The sequence below is a fragment of the Xanthomonas sp. CFBP 7698 genome (assembly GCF_003600855.1).
GTDB classification, from domain to species: Bacteria; Pseudomonadota; Gammaproteobacteria; order Xanthomonadales; family Xanthomonadaceae; genus Xanthomonas; species Xanthomonas cannabis.
In genome coordinates, this window is the sequence record NZ_PRDN01000005.1 from 149,501 (window position 1) to 166,422 (window position 16,922).

Genomic DNA, 16,922 nt, shown 5'->3' on the forward strand with positions numbered 1-16,922 from the left:
CCCCGCGCCACCCGGAAGTTCTGTGGCCTTATGACGAAGCAACGAGCTGCGCCGGGCGCCGCAACTCGACGGTGACGTGCACCAGCTCCTGGTGCACCTGCAGCGCCGTGCGCACCTGGTCTGCATCGATCGGTGCCGCCGTCACCAGGCTCAGCATGCAGGCGTAGCGCTCGCTGCCGACGCGCCAGACATGCAGGTCAGTGATGTCGATGGCATGCGGCAGTTCGGCGATGACCTGCTTCACTTCCGCCACCACCGGCGCGTCCATTTCCGCGTCCAGCAGCACCCGGCCGGTACTGCGCAGCAGGCCCCATGCCCAGACAGTCACCAGCACCGCGCCGACGATACCCATGACGGGGTCCAGCCACCTGACGCCCCACTGCATGCCGGCCACCAGGGCCACGATGGCCAGCACCGATGTGGCCGCATCGGCCACCACGTGCAGATAGGCCGCACGCAGGTTCAGATCGGCATGGCCTTCATGGCGATGACCATGACCATGGTGTGCGTGCTCATGCCCGTGACCATGATCATGCCCATGGGCGTGGCCGTGCGAATCGCGCAACCACCAGGCGCAGACCAGATTGACCAGCAGGCCGATCACCGCGATGACGGTGGCTTCCTGGTAGTGGATGGGCTGGGGCGAGAACAGCCGCTCCACCGACTGGAAGGCCATCAGGCCGGCCACGCCCAGCAGCAGCATCGCGCTGCTGTAGCCGCCCAGCACCTCGACCTTCCAGGTGCCGAAGGTGAAGCGCGCATTGCCGGCATGGCGGCGCGCGAACCGGTAGGCAAACAATGCCAGGCCCAGCGCAAGCGCATGCGAGCTCATATGCCAGCCATCGGCGAGCAGGGCCATCGAATTGAGCGCCCAGCCGCCGACGATTTCCACCACCATCATGACGACGGTCAGGACGACGGCCTTACGGGTGCTGCGCTCGGCCAGCGGGTTGGCGCTGGCAAAGCTGTGCGACTGCGCGCAGTGAGGTGCGACGTGCGTGATCGACATCGGCAGGGGCTCTGGCTACGATACCCCCGCAGGGTATCTCAGATACCCCCATGGGGTATAGTCAGTGGCACATCTGAATCACGACAAATCCAAGCTGCTCGCGCGCGTGCGCAGAATCCGCGGGCAGGTCGAAGGGCTGGAAAAAGCATTGGCGCAGGACGTGGACTGCACCGCGCTGCTGACCCAGGTGGCTGCCTTTCGCGGTGCAGCGCAGGGATTGATGGTCGCGCTGCTCAGTGAGCACCTGAAGCATCACGTGGCTGCGCCGGACGCACCGGGCGACCGCGAACAGGCCGTCGACGACGTCGCGGCCATCCTCAAGACCTATCTGAAGTGATTGTCTGAGGTGATCAGGGTGCAGTGATGCTGTGGCGCCGGGCGTGCCGGCCGCGGCGCTATGTCCAATCGCAACGCGTCACCGCGCAGTTGCGGTGGACACATTGCGTGCGGTTGCCGATCGCCGCTGTGCCTGACGCTCAGCGCGGTTCCAACGTCACCAGCACTACGTCGTTGCTGCGCATCGGTACGCTGACGTCCAGCACGCCATCGGCCCCCACGCGCACGGGCTTGTCCTGCTCGGGCGTATCGCGCGTGGCCTGCTGCAGCTGGGTCAGCTGCTTGGCGTTCAACGCCTTGGGCAGGCCCATGTCGATGTACAGCGACAGCGGGTCGTTGCGCCGGTAGCCGGTCTTGCGCACCTGCAAGGTGTAGTTTCCGGCAGGCACATGCGTCATGCGCAGGCGCAGCGGTGCGCTGTCGGTGGCTGGCACCTGCTTGGTATAAAACGGCGTATTGCTCACTGCCTGCACCGGCTGCTGCCAGTCCCACACCAACGCAGCGAGACGCTTGCCGTCCACCGCGGCCAATGCATGTGCATCGGCAAGCGGAATCTCGCGGCCCTTGAGCGCATTCAAGTACTTGTAAGCGAACCAGGCCGGCTTGCGGATACCTTCGCGATTCATCAGCCCGAACCCGCCATGGAACGGCGTGGGCGGCGGGCCGGGTTCTTCGAACAGATCGGTATAGGTCCAGTAACTCATCCCCTGCACCAGCCCTTTGACCTGCTTGAGTTTGGTCAGGACGTAGGGCGCGTTGATGTAGCTGTCGTGCACGTAATCGCGTGGCGTGTAGCTGCTGCTCCACTCGGTGAAATACAGCGGCAGATCCGGAAATGGCGAGGCCTGGATCTGTGCATGGACGCGGCGCACATCGCCAACGATGGCATCCGGCGATGCAGACAATTTGACGTCCTGCTTGCCGTCTTCATCCAGAAAGCCGCCGTCTACGCCGTAGGTATGCGTGGTCACGAAATCGATCGGCAGCTTGTTTTTCGCCACGAAGGCCAGCAGCTCCGGCACCCAGTCCGCACCGGCGGTGGACGGGCCGCCGACGCGCAGCTGCGGGTCGATCGCCTTGATGGTGCGCGCGGTGTTGGCATACAGGTCGAAATAGGCCTGCTGATCGGCGTTTTCCCAGAAGTCCTTGAGGTTGGGTTCGTTCCACACCTCGAAGTACCACTGGCGCACTTCATCGGCACCGTAGCGTGCACGGATGTGGCGCACATACGCATCGATCAACTGCGTCCACTTGGCGGGGTCCGGATGCGAGGTATTGCCCTTCCAGTAGAACAACGTCTGCTCGGAGGTCTTCATCGCGCTCGGGGTGAAGCCCAGTTCGACGAACGGGCGGATGCGTTTGGCCAGCAGCGCGTCGTAGAGCTGGTCCAGCTTGGTCCAGTCGTAGACGAGCTTGCCGTCGACCTCCTTCACCGTGCCGAGCGCATCGTGGAAGACATCGTGGAAGCGGATGTAGCGAAAGCCCAGCTCCTGCACCGCCGGCACCAGATGCGCCTGGGTATCGGGGCGGATCAGCGTGCCGGGGAAATCCGAGCCGACCGACAGATCGTAAAAACGATCGACCGGCCCGCCGGCGCTACCCAGATCCACCTGTATCGTGCGCGGCGCTGTGTCCTGCGCCATTGCAGAGGTCGCCACGCAGCACAGTGCCGCCACCAACAAAAAATCCAAACGCATTGTCGCTCCCGCTGAAGGTCGAGCATGCAGCGTAACGCAGTGCGGCAGCGCACTGCAGACCAGACAGATTGACTTGGCGCGCTGACAAAAGGGCTGCGCAGTTGCCAGGCGGACGCCGCCGGTGCTGCGAATCCTGACGTGACACTCGTACGCTGCGGTTCCTGTGCGCCGTGCGCAGCCACTGACGACTGCTCGCGACGTCTTGTTAGCCGCTCCTGGACCAGGCAACGGAGCATACGCAGATGTGTCCGCTCCAATGTGTAAAGGGTGCTTGACAGCAGGGCTCGGCAAGCGCATCTTGCCTGTCAAGCGTACTTGACAGGCAAATGCGATGCGGCGGCAGCGTAAGCAAATGGAATGCAGGCATGGCCGCGCAGCGAAACGTGCTGTGCACACCGTCGCCGGACGTATGCGCAGTGAGGATGCAGCGCATGCACCCGTTGCGCCGAGGCCGTGCAAATGACCCGCTGCAAGCGCAACGCGCTGCTGGTGTTCTTGCTGGGCCTGGTCTTGCTCGTCGTCGGGCTGCTGGGTGTGTGGCAGGTGCTGCCCTTGAACAATTACATCGCCGGGCTTAGCGCCGGTATCGGTGGCTCGTGCATGCTGCTGTCGCTGCCGATGTGGCTGGCACGCAGCGACATGCGCGACAGCACCCGCCCGGCACTGGCAAGCCGCTACTACCGCGAATTCGGCGTGCCGATGGTGGTGTACGTGGTGGTGATGCTGTTCTGGCGCTACCTGCTTGCGCACGTGGCCCCGGACTGGGCGCGGGTGCTGATCGCCTTGCTGCCGGCGGTGCTGGTCATGTTGGTGATCCGCGCGGTGGCGCGTTACGTGCGTGATTCGGACGAGATGCAACGGCGTATCGAGCTGGAAGCGATCGCCATTGCCGCCGGCCTGGTCAGCGGTGCGTACATGACCGCCGGGTTTTTGCAGGCCGCCCGGCTGATCGATGTGCCCGCGAGCGCGGCGATGCTATGGGTGTTCCCGCTGCTATGCGCGGTCTACGGCATCACCAAGGGCATCCATGCGCGTCGTTTTGCATGATTAGCCGCGTACGCGAATTGCGCGAGGCCAATGGTTGGTCACAAGGGGAGCTGGGCGAGCGGTTGGGCGTGTCGCGGCAGACCATCAATGCGCTGGAAACCGGCAAGTACGATCCCAGCCTGCCGTTGGCGTTTCGGATTGCACGGTTGTTCGGGGAATCGATCGAGCACGTCTTTCTTTACGAAGACGGGCAGTAGTTGCTGCGGTCACGCATGAGCGCATGCAACGTCAGGGGACAGGGACTATCAGGAGATAGGGTGAGTATGGTCAAGCAATCCACAGTGGTGGCGGCAGCGCTGATCGCGATGCTCGCGAGCGGCTGTCAGCGCGCACACGCGCCTGCCGACGGGAAGACCGGTGCAGTGGCGCCGGGCACCGCGCAGCCTCACGCTGCAAGCACGCAGACGGGCAATGCGGCGGGCAATCGGTATGGCAGCCTGCAGTTCGCACCGTGCACGCTGAGCTCCGGCAGCGCCGCCGGCAATATCGAAGCGCAGTGCGCAAGCCTGAGCGTCCCGGAGAACCCGGCCGCGCCGAGCGGGCGCAGCATCGCCTTGAACATCGCCTGGCTGGAAAGCGATGCCGGTGCGGGCAGCGCGGCGGACCCGGTGTTCTTCATTGCCGGCGGGCCCGGGCAGTCGGCCACGCAGGTGGCGGCGATCGTGGACATGGGCCTGCGCGAGGTGCGCAAGCAGCGCGACCTCTTTCTGGTCGATCAGCGCGGTACCGGTGGCTCCCACCCGCTGCAATGTCGCACGGCCGCCGGCACACCTTTGGAGATGCCAGGCGGTGCCGCAGCCAGCGTGACCCAGCTCACCGACTACGCGCGGCAGTGCGCGGCCGGCCTGCGCAACGATGCCGATCCGCGCTACTTCACCACCACCGAGGCCATCGCCGACCTGGATGCGGTGCGCGCCGCCCTGGGCGTGCAGCAGCTCAACCTGGTTGGGGGTTCGTATGGCACGCGCGTGGCGCAGCAGTATGCGATGCGCTACCCACAGCACACCCGCAGCGTGGTGCTCGATGGTGTGGCGCCCAACGATCTGGTGATTGGCGGCGAGTTTGCACGCACCTTCGACGATGCGATTGCGCTGCAGGCCAGGCAATGCGCCTCCACGCCGGCCTGTGCGAAACGTTTTACGGTCGACACGCGCACCCAGCTGCGGCAGGTGGTCGAGCGCCTGCGCCAGGCGCCGGTGGCGGTGGACTATCGCGACCCGCGCACTGGCGCGCTACGCCACGAGCAGGTGACCGCCGATACGGTGGTGGGGCTGGCGTTCGGGTTTTCGTACGCACCGGAAACCGCCTCGTTGCTACCGTTGGTGCTGGACGAGGCGGTGGCAGGCCGTTACGCCTCGCTGATGGCGCTGGCGCAGATGAGTGCGTCGGACATGTCCGACCAGATGAATCGCCCGATGCAATGGTCGGTGTTGTGCAGCGAAGACGCCGGCCGCTATCGTGCGCCGCGTGACCAGGACGCCACCTTGCTGGGTAACGACGTGGCAGAGATGTTCTTCGCGCCATGCAAGGTGTGGCCATCGAAACCCGCGCCGGCCGGGGCCTTCAAGCCGTTCGAATCGACGCTGCCGGTGCTGCTGCTGTCCGGCGAGCTCGATCCGGTCACGCCGCCGCGCTACGCCCAGCGCGTGCTGCAAGGCCTGCCCAATGGCCGCCATGTGATCGCGCCAGGGCAGGGGCACGGTGTGTTCCGGTTGGGGTGCATGCCCAAGGTGCTGAGCCAGTTCCTGCAGACCACCGACGCCAAGGCGCTGGATACCACCTGCGTGGCCAGCCTCACCACCGTGCCTGCGTTCACCTCGTTCAACGGATGGGAACCATGAGCCGCATCGACCACGCCACGGAGGCGCACGCATGATCGTCGTCGAGAACCTGCATAAATCCTTCAAGACCAAGACCGGGCTGGTGAGCGCGGTGGACGGGGTCAGCTTCAGCGCCGCCGATGGGCAGATCACCGGTTTGCTCGGGCCCAACGGTGCCGGCAAGACCACCACCTTGCGCATGCTCTACACGCTGATGTCGCCGGACCAGGGCCGCGTCACCGTCGATGGCGTGGACGCCGCGCACGACCCGGTTGCGGTGCGCCGTGCGCTGGGTGTGTTGCCGGATGCGCGCGGCGTGTACAAACGGCTGAGCGCCCGCGAAAACATCGCCTACTTCGGCGAGTTGCATGGCCTGTCGCGCACGCAGATCGCGCAGCGTACGCAGATGTTGTCCGCCGCGCTGGACATGGACGACATTCTCGACCGCCAGACCGAAGGCTTCAGTCAGGGCCAACGCACCAAGACCGCCATTGCACGCGCGCTGGTGCACGACCCGCGCAACGTGATCCTGGACGAACCCACCAACGGCCTGGACGTGATGACCACCCGTGCCATGCGCGGCTTCCTGCAGCAATTGCGCGCGGAGGGGCGCTGCGTGATCTTCTCCAGCCACATCATGCAGGAGGTGGCGGCGCTGTGCGATCGCATCGTCATCATCGCCAAGGGCACGGTAGTGGCCTGCGGCAGCGCCGACGAACTGCGCGCTGCCACCGGTGAAAGCAACCTGGAAGATGCCTTCGTCAAGGCGATCGGCTCGGAAGAAGGACTGCACGCATGAGCAAGACCACCCTGATGGCCACGCTGTGGACGGTGCTGCGCAAGGAACTGCGCGACATCTCGCGCGACCGCCGCACCCTGGCACTGGCATTGCTGCTCTCGCCCCTGCTGTATCCCATCCTGATTCTCGGCATGGGCGCCTTGAGCGAAAGCCGCGTGCGCACCCAGATCGACAAGCCGCTGGACATCCCCACGCTCGGTCGCGAACACGCCCCCAACCTGGTGCGGTTTCTCGCCGCGCAGGGGCTCAACGCGGTGGATGCACCTGCAGACCTGACTGCCGCCATCCGCAACCAGGATGTGGACGTCGCCCTGCGCATCAGCGACAGCTACGCCGAGGACTGGCGCGAAGGCCGTCCGGCGTTGGTGGAGGTCATCAAGGACAGCACGCGCCGCGAAGCCGACGTGCCGAGCATGCGCCTGCAGGCGGCATTGAGTGGTTATAGCCAGCAGGTGGGTGCACTGCGGTTGCTGGCGCGCGGTATCGATGCGCAGGTGGGCCGTCCGCTGGAAGTGGCCGCACAGGACCTGGCGACCGCCGAAGCCAAGCGTGGTCAGGTCATGGCGATGCTGCTGCCGGTCTTACTGGTGATCACCTCGTTTCTGGGCGGCGCCTCGTTGATCCTGGATGCCACGGCCGGCGAGCGCGAACGCCAATCGCTTGAGCCGTTGCTGGCCACGCCCGCGCCACGCAGCGCGATCGTCAGCGGCAAGATCGCGGCGGCCTGCGTGATCGGCATGGTGTCGTTGTTGCTCACGTTGTTGGCCTTCAAGCTCAGTGCGCAATTGTCCTCGTCCAATCTGGGACGCCAGCTCAACGTGGGCTTCGTGCCGATGTTGCAGATGCTCTTCATCCTGGTGCCGATGTTGTTTGTGGGCACCTCGTTGCTGACGTATCTGGCGGCGGCCGCCAAGAGCATGAAGGAAGCGCAGGCCCACATGACCTGGCTATTGCTGCTGCCGATGCTGCCGGGTTATGCGTTGATGGCGTATCCGTTGAAGACCCAGCTATGGCAGTTTGCGGTGCCGTTTCTGGCGCAGAACCAGATGCTGCTCAAGGTGATCCGCCACGAGACCATCAACGCGCAGACCTGGGCGGTGTATCTGCTGGCCGGTTTCGGGGTGGCGGCAGTGCTGTGGTACGCAGCAGTCCGCCGGTATCACCAGGAGCGCCTGGCGATTTCTGGGTGATGTGCCTTCTCCCGTCGGGAGAAGGTGCCCGAAGGGCGGATGAGGGTACGGGCTCGCGTGCAGGTTCAGCAGCATTTGCAACCACCGCTGCTCCTAGGTGCACAACCATCTAAACGTGTCGGCGCACCAGCCTCCACAACGCATCACCGCCACAACGCAAAAGCCCGCATCGCTGCGGGCTTTTGCGTTTCCTATGTCATCACCGATCCGCCATCAGCCGCCCGGGTTGAACGACAGCGTGCGGCGGGTGGTCACCGGTGCGGCCACCGGCTCGAACCGCCAGCGCTTGACCGCATTGAGCGCTTCGCGGTCGAACACGCGCGGCGGGTTGGCACGCAGCACGCGCGAGGCGGTGATCGAGCCGTCGGTGCCGACGGTGATCTCCACCAGCACTTCGCCGGAGGTGCCGGCGCGCAGGGCCTCGGGTGGGTAGCGCGGTGCCGGGGTGCTGATCGGACGCAGCGACTGCGCGGCCGGTGCGGCGGCCGCGGCGGCTGCCGGGGCCGGACGTGGCGCCGCCGGTGCGGGTGCCGGGGCCTCGGCCTGACGGCGCGCAGCGGCCTGGCGCTCGGCGTCGGCGGTCTGCTGGCGGGCGGCTTCCTGCTGGGCGGCAATCTGCTGGGCAGCGGCGGCCTCGCGGGTCTGCTGTTCGGCCAGACGCTTCTGCTCGGCGGCCTGCTTGGCCTTGTCCTCGACCAGCTTCTTGGCCTGCTCGGCATCCTGCTCGGAGCGGTTGGCGGCGGTCTTCATGGCCGTGTCCAGGCCGCTCTTCAGGCGCGGCAGTGCCGGTGCCTTGGGGTCGACCTTTTCGATCAGTGCGATCAGCCGCTGCGCCTCGGGGAATTCCTCGCGGCTGATGCCTTGTTCGGCGGCGATCAGCGTGTAGGGCAGCAGGTCGGTCAGCGCGCTGTTGACGGTGGCGTCCTGCGGCTGCTTCTCGCGCAAGGCCAGGTAGTACTCCACCGCGTTGTCGCCGGCCGGCGCGTACATGCGGTTGTCCTGCAGCGCCTTGGTGGCCGATGCGCGCAACTGGTCGGCGGCCATCGACTGCACCTGCGGCGAGACCGCGGTGGCCGGCGTTGCTGCCGCAGCCGGTGCGGCCGGCGTGGCGCCGGTGGCTGGCGCGGTGGTGGCGGCCTTGTCTTCCTGCTTGGAGCAGGCGGCCAGGCCCACCAGCAAAATGACCGGCGCGATCCGGCGTGCCATACGGCCCTGTGTCAGATCCAACATGCGTCCCCCTTACCCCGAGTGCGAAAGATTACGTTGCTGCGGCGAGCGCCGGCCATTGTTCCCGCAATGGACGGCAGTGCCGCAATCTAGCATTGCTGGGGCGTTGGAAGCCAAGGGTTGCAGCGCCAGGAGGCGAAATTCATCCCGCCGGGGCCGCCATGGCGGCTACATCGGCCGGTGTGCATGCGGCAGGGTCGGGCAGCGGGACGGCCGGGCAGTGGTGACGCAGGAACTGTGCATGCGGCGGCAGGCTGGCCACGGTGGCGTCCACGCGCTGGCGGATGCTCTCCAGAAAGTGGCTCAGCTCCGCATCGCCCATCAGGTCGGCTACCGGGTGATGCTGCTGCGGCACGATGCCCTGGCCCAGCATCACCTGCACCCAGGAATTTTCTGCAAACAACTCGTTGCCCTGGTGGAACACGCGCCCGCTTTGGCGGAACAGCTCCACCCGGTGACGTAGCGAGTCGGGGATGTCCATCGCGGCGCAGTCGCGCCAGAACGGCGTATCGCGGCGGTCGGTGGCGTGGTAATGCAGGATCACGAAATCGCGGATGTGCGCAATTTCGTCGGCGGCCTGGCGGTTGTATTCGGCGATGTCCACCGCGTTGATGACCTGCGGAAAGGTCTGCAACAAGCGGACGATGCCGCGCTGGATCAGATGGATGTTGGTCGACTCGATCGGCTCCAGGAAGCCGCTGGCCAGCCCCAGCGCCACGCAGTTCTTCTCCCACACGCGCTGGCGCTGGTTGGGCGTGAAGCGCAGTGCGCGCGGCTCTGTCAGCGCGCGTCCCTGCAGGTTGCGCTCCAGCACGGCCCGGGCGCTGTCCTGGTCGGTGTAGCGGCTGGAATACACGATGCCGTTGCCCACCCGGTGCTGCAGCGGAATGCGCCACATCCACCCGGCCTGGTCGGCCCGCGCCCGCGTATAGGTCACCGGCGGGCCCACCGATTCGGTCTGCACGGCCAGCGCGCTGTCGGCAAACAACCAGCGCGACCAGTCGTCGCTGTCCACACCCAGGGTCTTGCCAATCAGCAATGCCGCAAAGCCGGTGCAATCGATGAACAGGTCGCCTTCCACGCGGCTGCCGTTGTCCAGTGTCAGCGCGGTGAGGAAACCGCTGTGCGGGTCGGTCTCGACCTGGCCGATGCGTCCTTCGATGCGCTGCACCCCGAAGCCTTCGCTGAAGCGACGCAGGAAGCGTGCGTACAGACCGGCATCCAGGTGGTAGGCGTAGTTCATGCCGCCGTTGGGCAGATGCGCAAACCGCCCTTCCTGGGTGGCGCGCAATTCCAGGCAGTAGTCGCCGAAGTCGCGCGCCACGCCACGCTGGCGGCCCTTCAACCAGAAATGATGAAAGCCCGCGCTCCAGTGATCGGTGCCGGTATGGCCGAAGGAGTGGATGTAGTGCCTGTCCACGTCGCGCCAATGTTCGAAGGCGATGCCGAGCTTGAAGGTGGCCTGGGTGGCGGCCATGAACGCGGCCTCGTCGATCTCCAGCAGCCGGTGGAAGGTGACCAGGCTGGGGATGGTGGCCTCGCCCACGCCTACCGTGCCGATCTCGTCCGATTCCACCAGGGTGATCTGCAACTGCCGGCCCAGCAGCTTGGACAACGCGGCGGCGGCCATCCAGCCGGCGGTGCCGCCACCGGCGATGACGACGCGACGCACCGGGCGCTGCGCAGGGTCTGGGGAAGTGGTGTGGGCCATGGGTCAGTCCTCAGCGGTTCAAGCGTTGCAGCAAGCGCGCGCGCAGGCTGCGCGCACGGGTGTCGTCCATCGGGGCCAGCACGCCACGCGCCACGTCCGGCACGTGCGCGGCGGTGCGCTCATCGGGTTCGAACACGTAATGGCGAAACACGTCCTGCCAGATGGCGCGTTGTTCGGCGGGCAGGTCGCGAATGGTGAGCAGCGACAGCATCAGCGCGTTCATCGGCGAGTCCATGTAGGCCGGGCTTTGCCGCCACCAGAAATTGACCAGCACGTTGAAGCCTTCCAGCGCCTGGACGTGATGCCACCACATGCTGGGAATGAACAGCGCATCGCCCGGCTCCAGCTCGGCAACGCACGCGTGCTGCAGTGCCTGCGCATAGCGCGGAAAGCGCTGCAGGTCGGGCGCGGCGATATCCACCAGGCTGACCGGCTGGCCGGCCGGGGTCAGGTCCAGCGGGCCGATATACAGGTTGGCCAGCTGGTCCGGCGGAAACAGCGTGAAGCGGCGGCGCCCGGCCACCACGCAGGCCAGGTTGTCGGGCAGGTCCTGGTGGGCGGCGATACGGGTGCGGTTGCCGATCCAGATGCTGGCCAGCGGCTCGGCCTGCGGCAGCGCGATCGGATTGGCCGCGCGCAGGCCGGGCAGGTAGGTGTCCAGGGTGGTGGAGCCGACGTAGATCGCCGGCGGCTGTGCGTCGTGCAGGCCGCGCAGCAAGGTGTCCAGCACCACGCCCAGCGGCACGCGCTCGGGGCGGAAATTGAAGCCGGTCATGTCCGCGTTGTAGAAGAAGCGCCCGCCGATCTCCGGCGGGCCGACCTGCGCCACCACTGCCTCGCCGCGATCGAATCCACGCAGGTAGGCGGCGGCCGCCTGTGCAGAGCTGGCGCCGGCGCGTGCCAGCGGCCAATCGCGCACCAGCCCGCGCAGCACCAGCGGCGTGGTCGAGCGCAGAAGGGCCGGGTCCAGCTGCTGCGGATCCAGGCCATGCCGTTCCTCGATGGCGCGCGGCTCAACCGGCATGGCGGCGGTTGAGGCGTTCGAGCAGGTGACGGAACTGCGCAATTGAGGCCACTGCCATGTACAACGGTTCCAGATCGCCGTGGCGGTGCAGGTCCAGCAAGGCGGTATTGCCGAGCGTGCGCAGGCGTTCTTCATGCACGGTGTGCAGGCCGGCCAGTCGGCATTCCAGGCCGTTGTCCAGGGTGGCTTCGAACACGAACGGCTCCAGCAGCTCGTAACCCAGCAAGCGTTCGACAAACGCATCGCTGGCCGCCAGCCCGTCGTGCAGCGTGCGCAGCAATTGGCTGATGTGATACAGAAAATCGGTGGTACCGCCATGTTCGCGAAACAGCAGCTCGCCTTCATCGGCGCTGACGCGCGGGCTGTCCAGGTCCACGTGCACCATTGGCCCCTCAGGCTGCTGGCCGATCAGGAACGGTTGCCGCTGGATCGCCAGCGGGATGTACGGCGCGTCCCAGCGCGCACCGTCCAGGAACAGGTTCTCGCCCAGCCGCAGTCCCAGCAGCGCCAGCGGCTGAAAACGGCCGTTCTCGTTGCGATGGAACACGATCGGGTACTGGCCCTGCAGCTGGCGGAATTCCTGCGGGAAGGTGGCCGCCGACATCACGTCGTCGCCATAGGCGGCGCCACGGGCGGTGATCACGCGCAGATCGCGGTGATCGAGATTGTTCAACAACACGGCATTGGTCATGGGGGTCGCTATATCACGCGGGGGCGCGTGGCCCATGCTTGGACAATCCCCTTCGCACGGCAAGTGCCGGAGCATGCAGCTCCGGTCAGCACGCAGGAAGGTCGTAACCACGTCCCGGCAGCCAGGCTGCCGGGACGTGCGGTGCATTGCCTAGATCACCAGAACTTGTAGCGCAGGCCCAGCATGTAGCGCGGGCCGGTCTGGGTGGCATACACGATCTGGTTCGGGTGCCGGCCGTGCTGACGCTGCACCTCGTCGGTGAGGTTGATCGCCTCCAGGCTCAGCGACAGGTTCTCGTTCCACTGGTAGCCGATGCTCAGGTCCAGCTGGCCGTAGGCTTCGGTATAGACCGGATTGGGCTGGCCGCTGCCGTCGAAACGCGCGGCCAGGAATTCGTCGCGCCAGTTGTAGGCCGCACGCACCTGCCACTTGTCCTTGTCGTAGAAGCCGACCACGTTGGCCGAATCGCTCAGCCCTTCCAGCGCGAACTGCTCGCCGATCACGGCGTTGTTGTAGGTCAGCCCGGAGTCGACCATGGTGTAGTTGGCCGACACGCCGAAGCCGCTGGCGCCGAACATGTGCTGCAGGTTGAATTCCCAGCCGTCCAGCGAGGCCGAGCGCTGGTTGGCCGGCGCGGTGATGGCGAAGTTGGCCACCGGGTCGCCCGGCTGCCCGCTGATCACGCCGGTGGCATTGCCGTTGGCATCGGCCGCGCGCACGACGCCCGGCGAACCGTTACGGTTGCGGAAGATGTAGTTGCGGATGCAGGTCAGGTCGGCCGAGGCGCAGCCATTGGCCAGCGCTTCGTTCCAGTACGTGCCGCCAATCGGGGTATTCAAGCCCAGCGAGGTATCGTTGCGCGTGGTCACGCCGATGTAGTTGTCGATGTTCTTGCGGAAGAAGCCCACCGACGCGTAGCTGGCATCGCTGTAGTACCACTCCAGCGACAGGTCGATGTTGTGCGAGAGCAGTGGCTTCAGGCCCGGGTTGCCTTCCCGGCCGGTGCCGCCTTCCACGCGCGCGATCTCGCTGAGCGTCTGCCCGCCCTGGATATCTCCCCAGCCGGGACGGCCAATGGTTTCGCCGTAGCTGCCGCGCAGCACCAGATCCTCGGTGAGCTTGAAGCTCAGGTCCAGGCTGGGCAGCCAGTATTCGTACTTGCCGCTGGCGCCGGAAAACGCCGAATTGGCCACACGAATCGGCAGCTCGTTGTTGGCGACCCAGTCGATACCCACTGCCACCGGCACCAGTGCCTGCGCATCGACCTTGGTTTCTTCGTAACGCACGCCGGCGGCCAGGCTGATCGGCACGCGCAGATCGTCCCAGCTGTTGTTCCACTGCAGGTAGGCGTTCTTGGACTTTTCGGTGACGCGGCGGTCGGTGGTGAACACCGGCGAGATGCGGTACAGCGCGTCGTCGCCGGCGGCTTGCGCGGCGGCCTGGCGGGCACGTTCGAAATCGAACAGGAACAATTGGTTGAACTGCGCCGGATTGCCGCTGCCATCGATCGCATCGAAATACTGCGCAAACGAACTGGGAATCCACAGGTCGTCCGGATAATCGGCCGCGGTGCCGTTGCCGCCCCAGGTGTCGCGCTGCACGTTGGAAAATGCCGAACGGTTCTTGACCTCGGTGCTGCCGATGCCGAACTTCAACTGCGAATAGTTTTCGAAGGTGAAGTCGCCGTTGACCTGCGCCTGGTCGATCTCCGACTTCATGTAGCTGTTGCGGAACGCCGAGCCGGTGACCAGCGTGCGCGACGGGTCCAGCCCGGTCAGCCCGAAGCCCAGCTGCTGCTGCAACACCGGGAAATCCTTGCTGAAATCCACCACCGAGGTGCCGCGGTAGAACCCGGACACGCCCAGCGAATTGCTCGACCCGTACGGGCTGTCCGCGCCGGCTTCGGCGGTGGAGCGGTGGATGTCGAAGTTGAGCTTGAACTGATCGTTCACCGCCCAATCCACGTTGAAACCCAGCGACTTGTTCTGGTTACGCGTGGCCGCCTTGGAGCCGGCGGTGGCCAGATCGCTGGTGGCCGGGTCGACGATTTCCGAATAGGTGATCGGGCCGGCCACCGGCCCATTGGTCCAGGCGCTGGCAGACGGGCCGTAGTTGAACCACACCGACATCTCGTTGCGCTGCTGCTGGATCTTGTTTTCCGAGTAGGTGTAATCCAGCGTGGTGGTGATGTTGTCCAGCGGCTTGTACTGCAGCACCAGCTGCCCGTTGGTGCGCTGGCGTTCGACCCCGACCACGCGGTAATTGAGGTTCTGCGGTACCGAATAGATATCGTTGGGGCCAGGACGGTTGACGATGTTTTCCGAGCCCACCGTGCCCGGCTGCGGAATGGTGCCGTAGGCGGTGGAATCGCCACGGAACGAGCGCCAGCCGTTGGGCACACCGACTTGGCTGTAGCCGAAGTCGCGTTCCTGGTAGCTGCCGCTCAGCGACACGCCGAAGCGCCCGTCCGCCGAGGTGTTGCTGAAGATGCCGGAGATTTCCGGCGTCAGCGAATCGCCTTGCAAACGCCCGGGCAGGTTCTCGTTGGACGCATCGTGCACGCCCTTCAGACCCACGTTGGCATGCATGCCGGGGTTGTCCAGCGGGCGGGCCGTCTTGATGTTGATGGTCGCGCCGATGCCGCCGGTAGGCGTGCTGGCACGGCTGGTCTTGAACACCTCGATCCCGGAGATCGACTCGGACGCCAGGTTGGCGAAGTCGAACGCACGCGAGTTGGAGGCATTGGATTCCTCGATGCTGGCGCCCGGCATCTGCCGGCCGTTCAACAGCACCAGGTTGAAGTCCGGGCCGACGCCGCGCACGGTGACGCGCGAGCCTTCGCCCAGCGAACGGTCGATCGACACACCGCTGATGCGCTGCAACGATTCGGCCAGATTGGTGTCGGGGAACTTGCCGATATCCTCGGCCACGATGCCGTCGACGATGCCTTGCGCATCGCGTTTGACGTTCATCGACGAGGTGAGGCTGCCACGGATACCGCTGACCTGGACGGTATCGAGGGTGGCGGGATCGGCCTGACTGGAGCCCGGGACGGTGGATGCCGATTGCGGCGCCGGCGCGGTCTGCGCGGCCAGCGGCGTCGACAATGCGAACAACAGGGCAGACGTCAGGCGCCGCGTGCGCGGCAGGGTGCGTGTCTCTCTCACGGTGATTGCTTCCCCAAACAAAAGATAAGGCCGGGCCCGAGCGGGACAGGCAAAGGTCGATCGAACAATCGAGCATTTGTTAGCGCAGGCTTAACAAAGTCAATTTGCACTGCAGCATCGGCCGCAAGCCAATGGCGTCACACATCGTTCCAGCAGGGGCAGTGACGGTGCACGCGCGTACAACAGCGGGGGCCGTACCATCGGCGTGGATGGCATGGTCCAGCGCTTGGGATCGGTCATTTCGGGACGGGCAATGCGTGCACTCCTCATGCGCTTGTTCCGTTCCGAAGGCGTCTCATTGCGACCGACAGGGCGGCACGCGTGCACCGGTGAACTGCCCTGGCTACAACGCGGTTGCCGACCTCGGACACGCGGCCGTGCACGCCGAGGAATTCGGCGTCGTCCGGTCGCGCATTACCCCTCACCTACCGGAGCACCCATGATCGACCTGTATTACTGGCCCACCCCCAACGGCCACAAAGTCACCCTGTTCCTGGAAGAAGCCGGGCTGGACTACACCATCAAGCCGGTGGACATCGGCAAGGGCGAGCAGTTCGAAGCGGCGTTCCTGCAGATTTCGCCCAACAACAAGATGCCGGCCATCGTCGACCATGCACCAGCCGATGGCGGCGCGCCGCAGAGCGTGTTCGAGTCCGGCGCGATCCTGCTGTACCTGGCCGAAAAGACCAGCCGCTTCCTGCCACGCGATGCGCGTGGGCGGATCGCCGCGCTGGAATGGCTGTTCTGGCAGATGGGCGGGTTGGGCCCGATGACCGGCCAGATGGGTCACTTCAACGTCTATGCCCCGGACAAGATTGCCTACGCGGTGGATCGCTACAACACCGAGGTGCGCCGCCTGCACGGCGTGCTGGACAAGCGCCTGGCCGAGCACGCCTTCCTGGCGGGCGAGGATTACAGCATCGCCGACATGGCCAGCTACCCGTGGCTGGAGGTCTATGCGGACATCCGCCCGGACTACGCCGCGTTCCCCCACCTGAAGCGCTGGCATGACGCCATCGCCGCGCGCCCGGCCACCCAGCGCGCCTATGCGCTGAAAGAGCAGGTGAACCCCAACGCCGGCAAGCCGCTCAGCGAGGAAGAGCGCAAGCATTTGTTCGGTAAGCGCTGAGGCGTAGGGCTGAGGCAGAGCGCGGAAACATGGTGCTGAGGCGTCGTGCTGCTGGGGCTGAGCGCCGCAGGGCCT

General features: G+C 65.8%; 14 protein-coding genes and 1 other RNA gene. 8 read left to right on the forward strand and 7 right to left on the reverse strand.

Going from position 1 to position 16,922, the window contains the following annotated elements; genetic code table 11:
• Nucleotides 1-28: 28 nt before the first annotated feature.
• On the reverse strand, nucleotides 29-1,009 hold the full coding sequence (gene dmeF, locus XnspCFBP7698_RS17715; protein ID WP_104581239.1) for a CDF family Co(II)/Ni(II) efflux transporter DmeF: 981 nt from the start codon (nucleotides 1,007-1,009) through the stop codon (nucleotides 29-31).
• 64 nt (nucleotides 1,010-1,073) lie between these two features.
• Here dmeF and XnspCFBP7698_RS17720 point away from each other — a divergent pair, with 64 nt between their 5' ends.
• Nucleotides 1,074-1,346 carry a metal/formaldehyde-sensitive transcriptional repressor gene (locus XnspCFBP7698_RS17720; protein ID WP_104581238.1) on the forward strand — a complete coding sequence of 91 codons (273 nt, stop codon included), beginning with the start codon at nucleotides 1,074-1,076 and terminating at the stop codon, nucleotides 1,344-1,346.
• Between the two features lie 139 nt (nucleotides 1,347-1,485).
• On the opposite strand, the gene XnspCFBP7698_RS17725 is transcribed toward XnspCFBP7698_RS17720, so the two are convergent.
• Nucleotides 1,486-3,042, reverse strand: coding sequence for a beta-xylosidase (locus XnspCFBP7698_RS17725; RefSeq protein ID WP_104581237.1), 1,557 nt, complete (start codon nucleotides 3,040-3,042; stop codon nucleotides 1,486-1,488).
• A 136-nt stretch (nucleotides 3,043-3,178) separates the two neighbouring features.
• On the opposite strand from XnspCFBP7698_RS17725, the gene XnspCFBP7698_RS17730 reads away from it, so the two are divergent.
• From XnspCFBP7698_RS17730 to XnspCFBP7698_RS17755, 6 genes are all read left to right on the forward strand, one after another.
• Nucleotides 3,179-3,253, forward strand: a non-coding RNA gene (locus tag XnspCFBP7698_RS17730) — sX9 sRNA.
• 248 nt (nucleotides 3,254-3,501) lie between these two features.
• Nucleotides 3,502-4,089, forward strand: a complete 588-nt coding sequence (locus XnspCFBP7698_RS17735) for a hypothetical protein (protein ID WP_104581236.1) — start codon at nucleotides 3,502-3,504, stop codon at nucleotides 4,087-4,089.
• Nucleotides 4,086-4,286, forward strand: a complete 201-nt coding sequence (locus XnspCFBP7698_RS17740; RefSeq protein WP_039406380.1) for a helix-turn-helix transcriptional regulator — start codon at nucleotides 4,086-4,088, stop codon at nucleotides 4,284-4,286. Before XnspCFBP7698_RS17735 ends, XnspCFBP7698_RS17740 begins: the two co-directional genes overlap by 4 nt.
• 60 nt (nucleotides 4,287-4,346) lie before the next feature.
• The gene (locus tag XnspCFBP7698_RS17745) at nucleotides 4,347-5,930 is read left to right on the forward strand and encodes an alpha/beta hydrolase (RefSeq protein ID WP_199680224.1); all 1,584 of its coding nucleotides are present in this window, start codon (nucleotides 4,347-4,349) and stop codon (nucleotides 5,928-5,930) included.
• Nucleotides 5,931-5,961: 31 nt separating this feature from the next.
• Complete coding sequence (locus XnspCFBP7698_RS17750) at nucleotides 5,962-6,708, forward strand: ATP-binding cassette domain-containing protein (RefSeq protein WP_104581235.1); 747 nt, start codon at nucleotides 5,962-5,964, stop codon at nucleotides 6,706-6,708.
• Entirely contained in the window at nucleotides 6,705-7,898 is a 1,194-nt protein-coding gene (locus XnspCFBP7698_RS17755) for an ABC transporter permease (protein WP_104581234.1), read from the forward strand. Before XnspCFBP7698_RS17750 ends, XnspCFBP7698_RS17755 begins: the two co-directional genes overlap by 4 nt.
• A gap of 213 nt (nucleotides 7,899-8,111) precedes the next feature.
• Here XnspCFBP7698_RS17755 and XnspCFBP7698_RS17760 read toward each other — a convergent pair whose 3' ends face one another.
• From XnspCFBP7698_RS17760 to XnspCFBP7698_RS17780, 5 genes are all read right to left on the reverse strand, one after another.
• Entirely contained in the window at nucleotides 8,112-9,128 is a 1,017-nt protein-coding gene (locus XnspCFBP7698_RS17760) for an energy transducer TonB (protein ID WP_104581233.1), read from the reverse strand.
• A gap of 139 nt (nucleotides 9,129-9,267) precedes the next feature.
• Nucleotides 9,268-10,836, reverse strand: coding sequence for a tryptophan halogenase family protein (locus tag XnspCFBP7698_RS17765; protein WP_104581232.1), 1,569 nt, complete (start codon nucleotides 10,834-10,836; stop codon nucleotides 9,268-9,270).
• Nucleotides 10,837-10,846: 10 nt separating this feature from the next.
• Entirely contained in the window at nucleotides 10,847-11,860 is a 1,014-nt protein-coding gene (locus XnspCFBP7698_RS17770) for a cupin-like domain-containing protein (RefSeq protein ID WP_104581231.1), read from the reverse strand.
• Entirely contained in the window at nucleotides 11,850-12,551 is a 702-nt protein-coding gene (locus XnspCFBP7698_RS17775) for a SapC family protein (protein WP_166750743.1), read from the reverse strand. Before XnspCFBP7698_RS17775 ends, XnspCFBP7698_RS17770 begins: the two co-directional genes overlap by 11 nt.
• 155 nt (nucleotides 12,552-12,706) lie before the next feature.
• Nucleotides 12,707-15,718, reverse strand: a complete 3,012-nt coding sequence (locus XnspCFBP7698_RS17780; protein WP_123137651.1) for a TonB-dependent receptor — start codon at nucleotides 15,716-15,718, stop codon at nucleotides 12,707-12,709.
• Nucleotides 15,719-16,157: 439 nt separating this feature from the next.
• Between XnspCFBP7698_RS17780 and XnspCFBP7698_RS17785 the strand changes: the two genes are divergently transcribed.
• Complete coding sequence (locus XnspCFBP7698_RS17785; protein ID WP_123137643.1) at nucleotides 16,158-16,847, forward strand: glutathione binding-like protein; 690 nt, start codon at nucleotides 16,158-16,160, stop codon at nucleotides 16,845-16,847.
• Nucleotides 16,848-16,922: the final 75 nt, after the last annotated feature.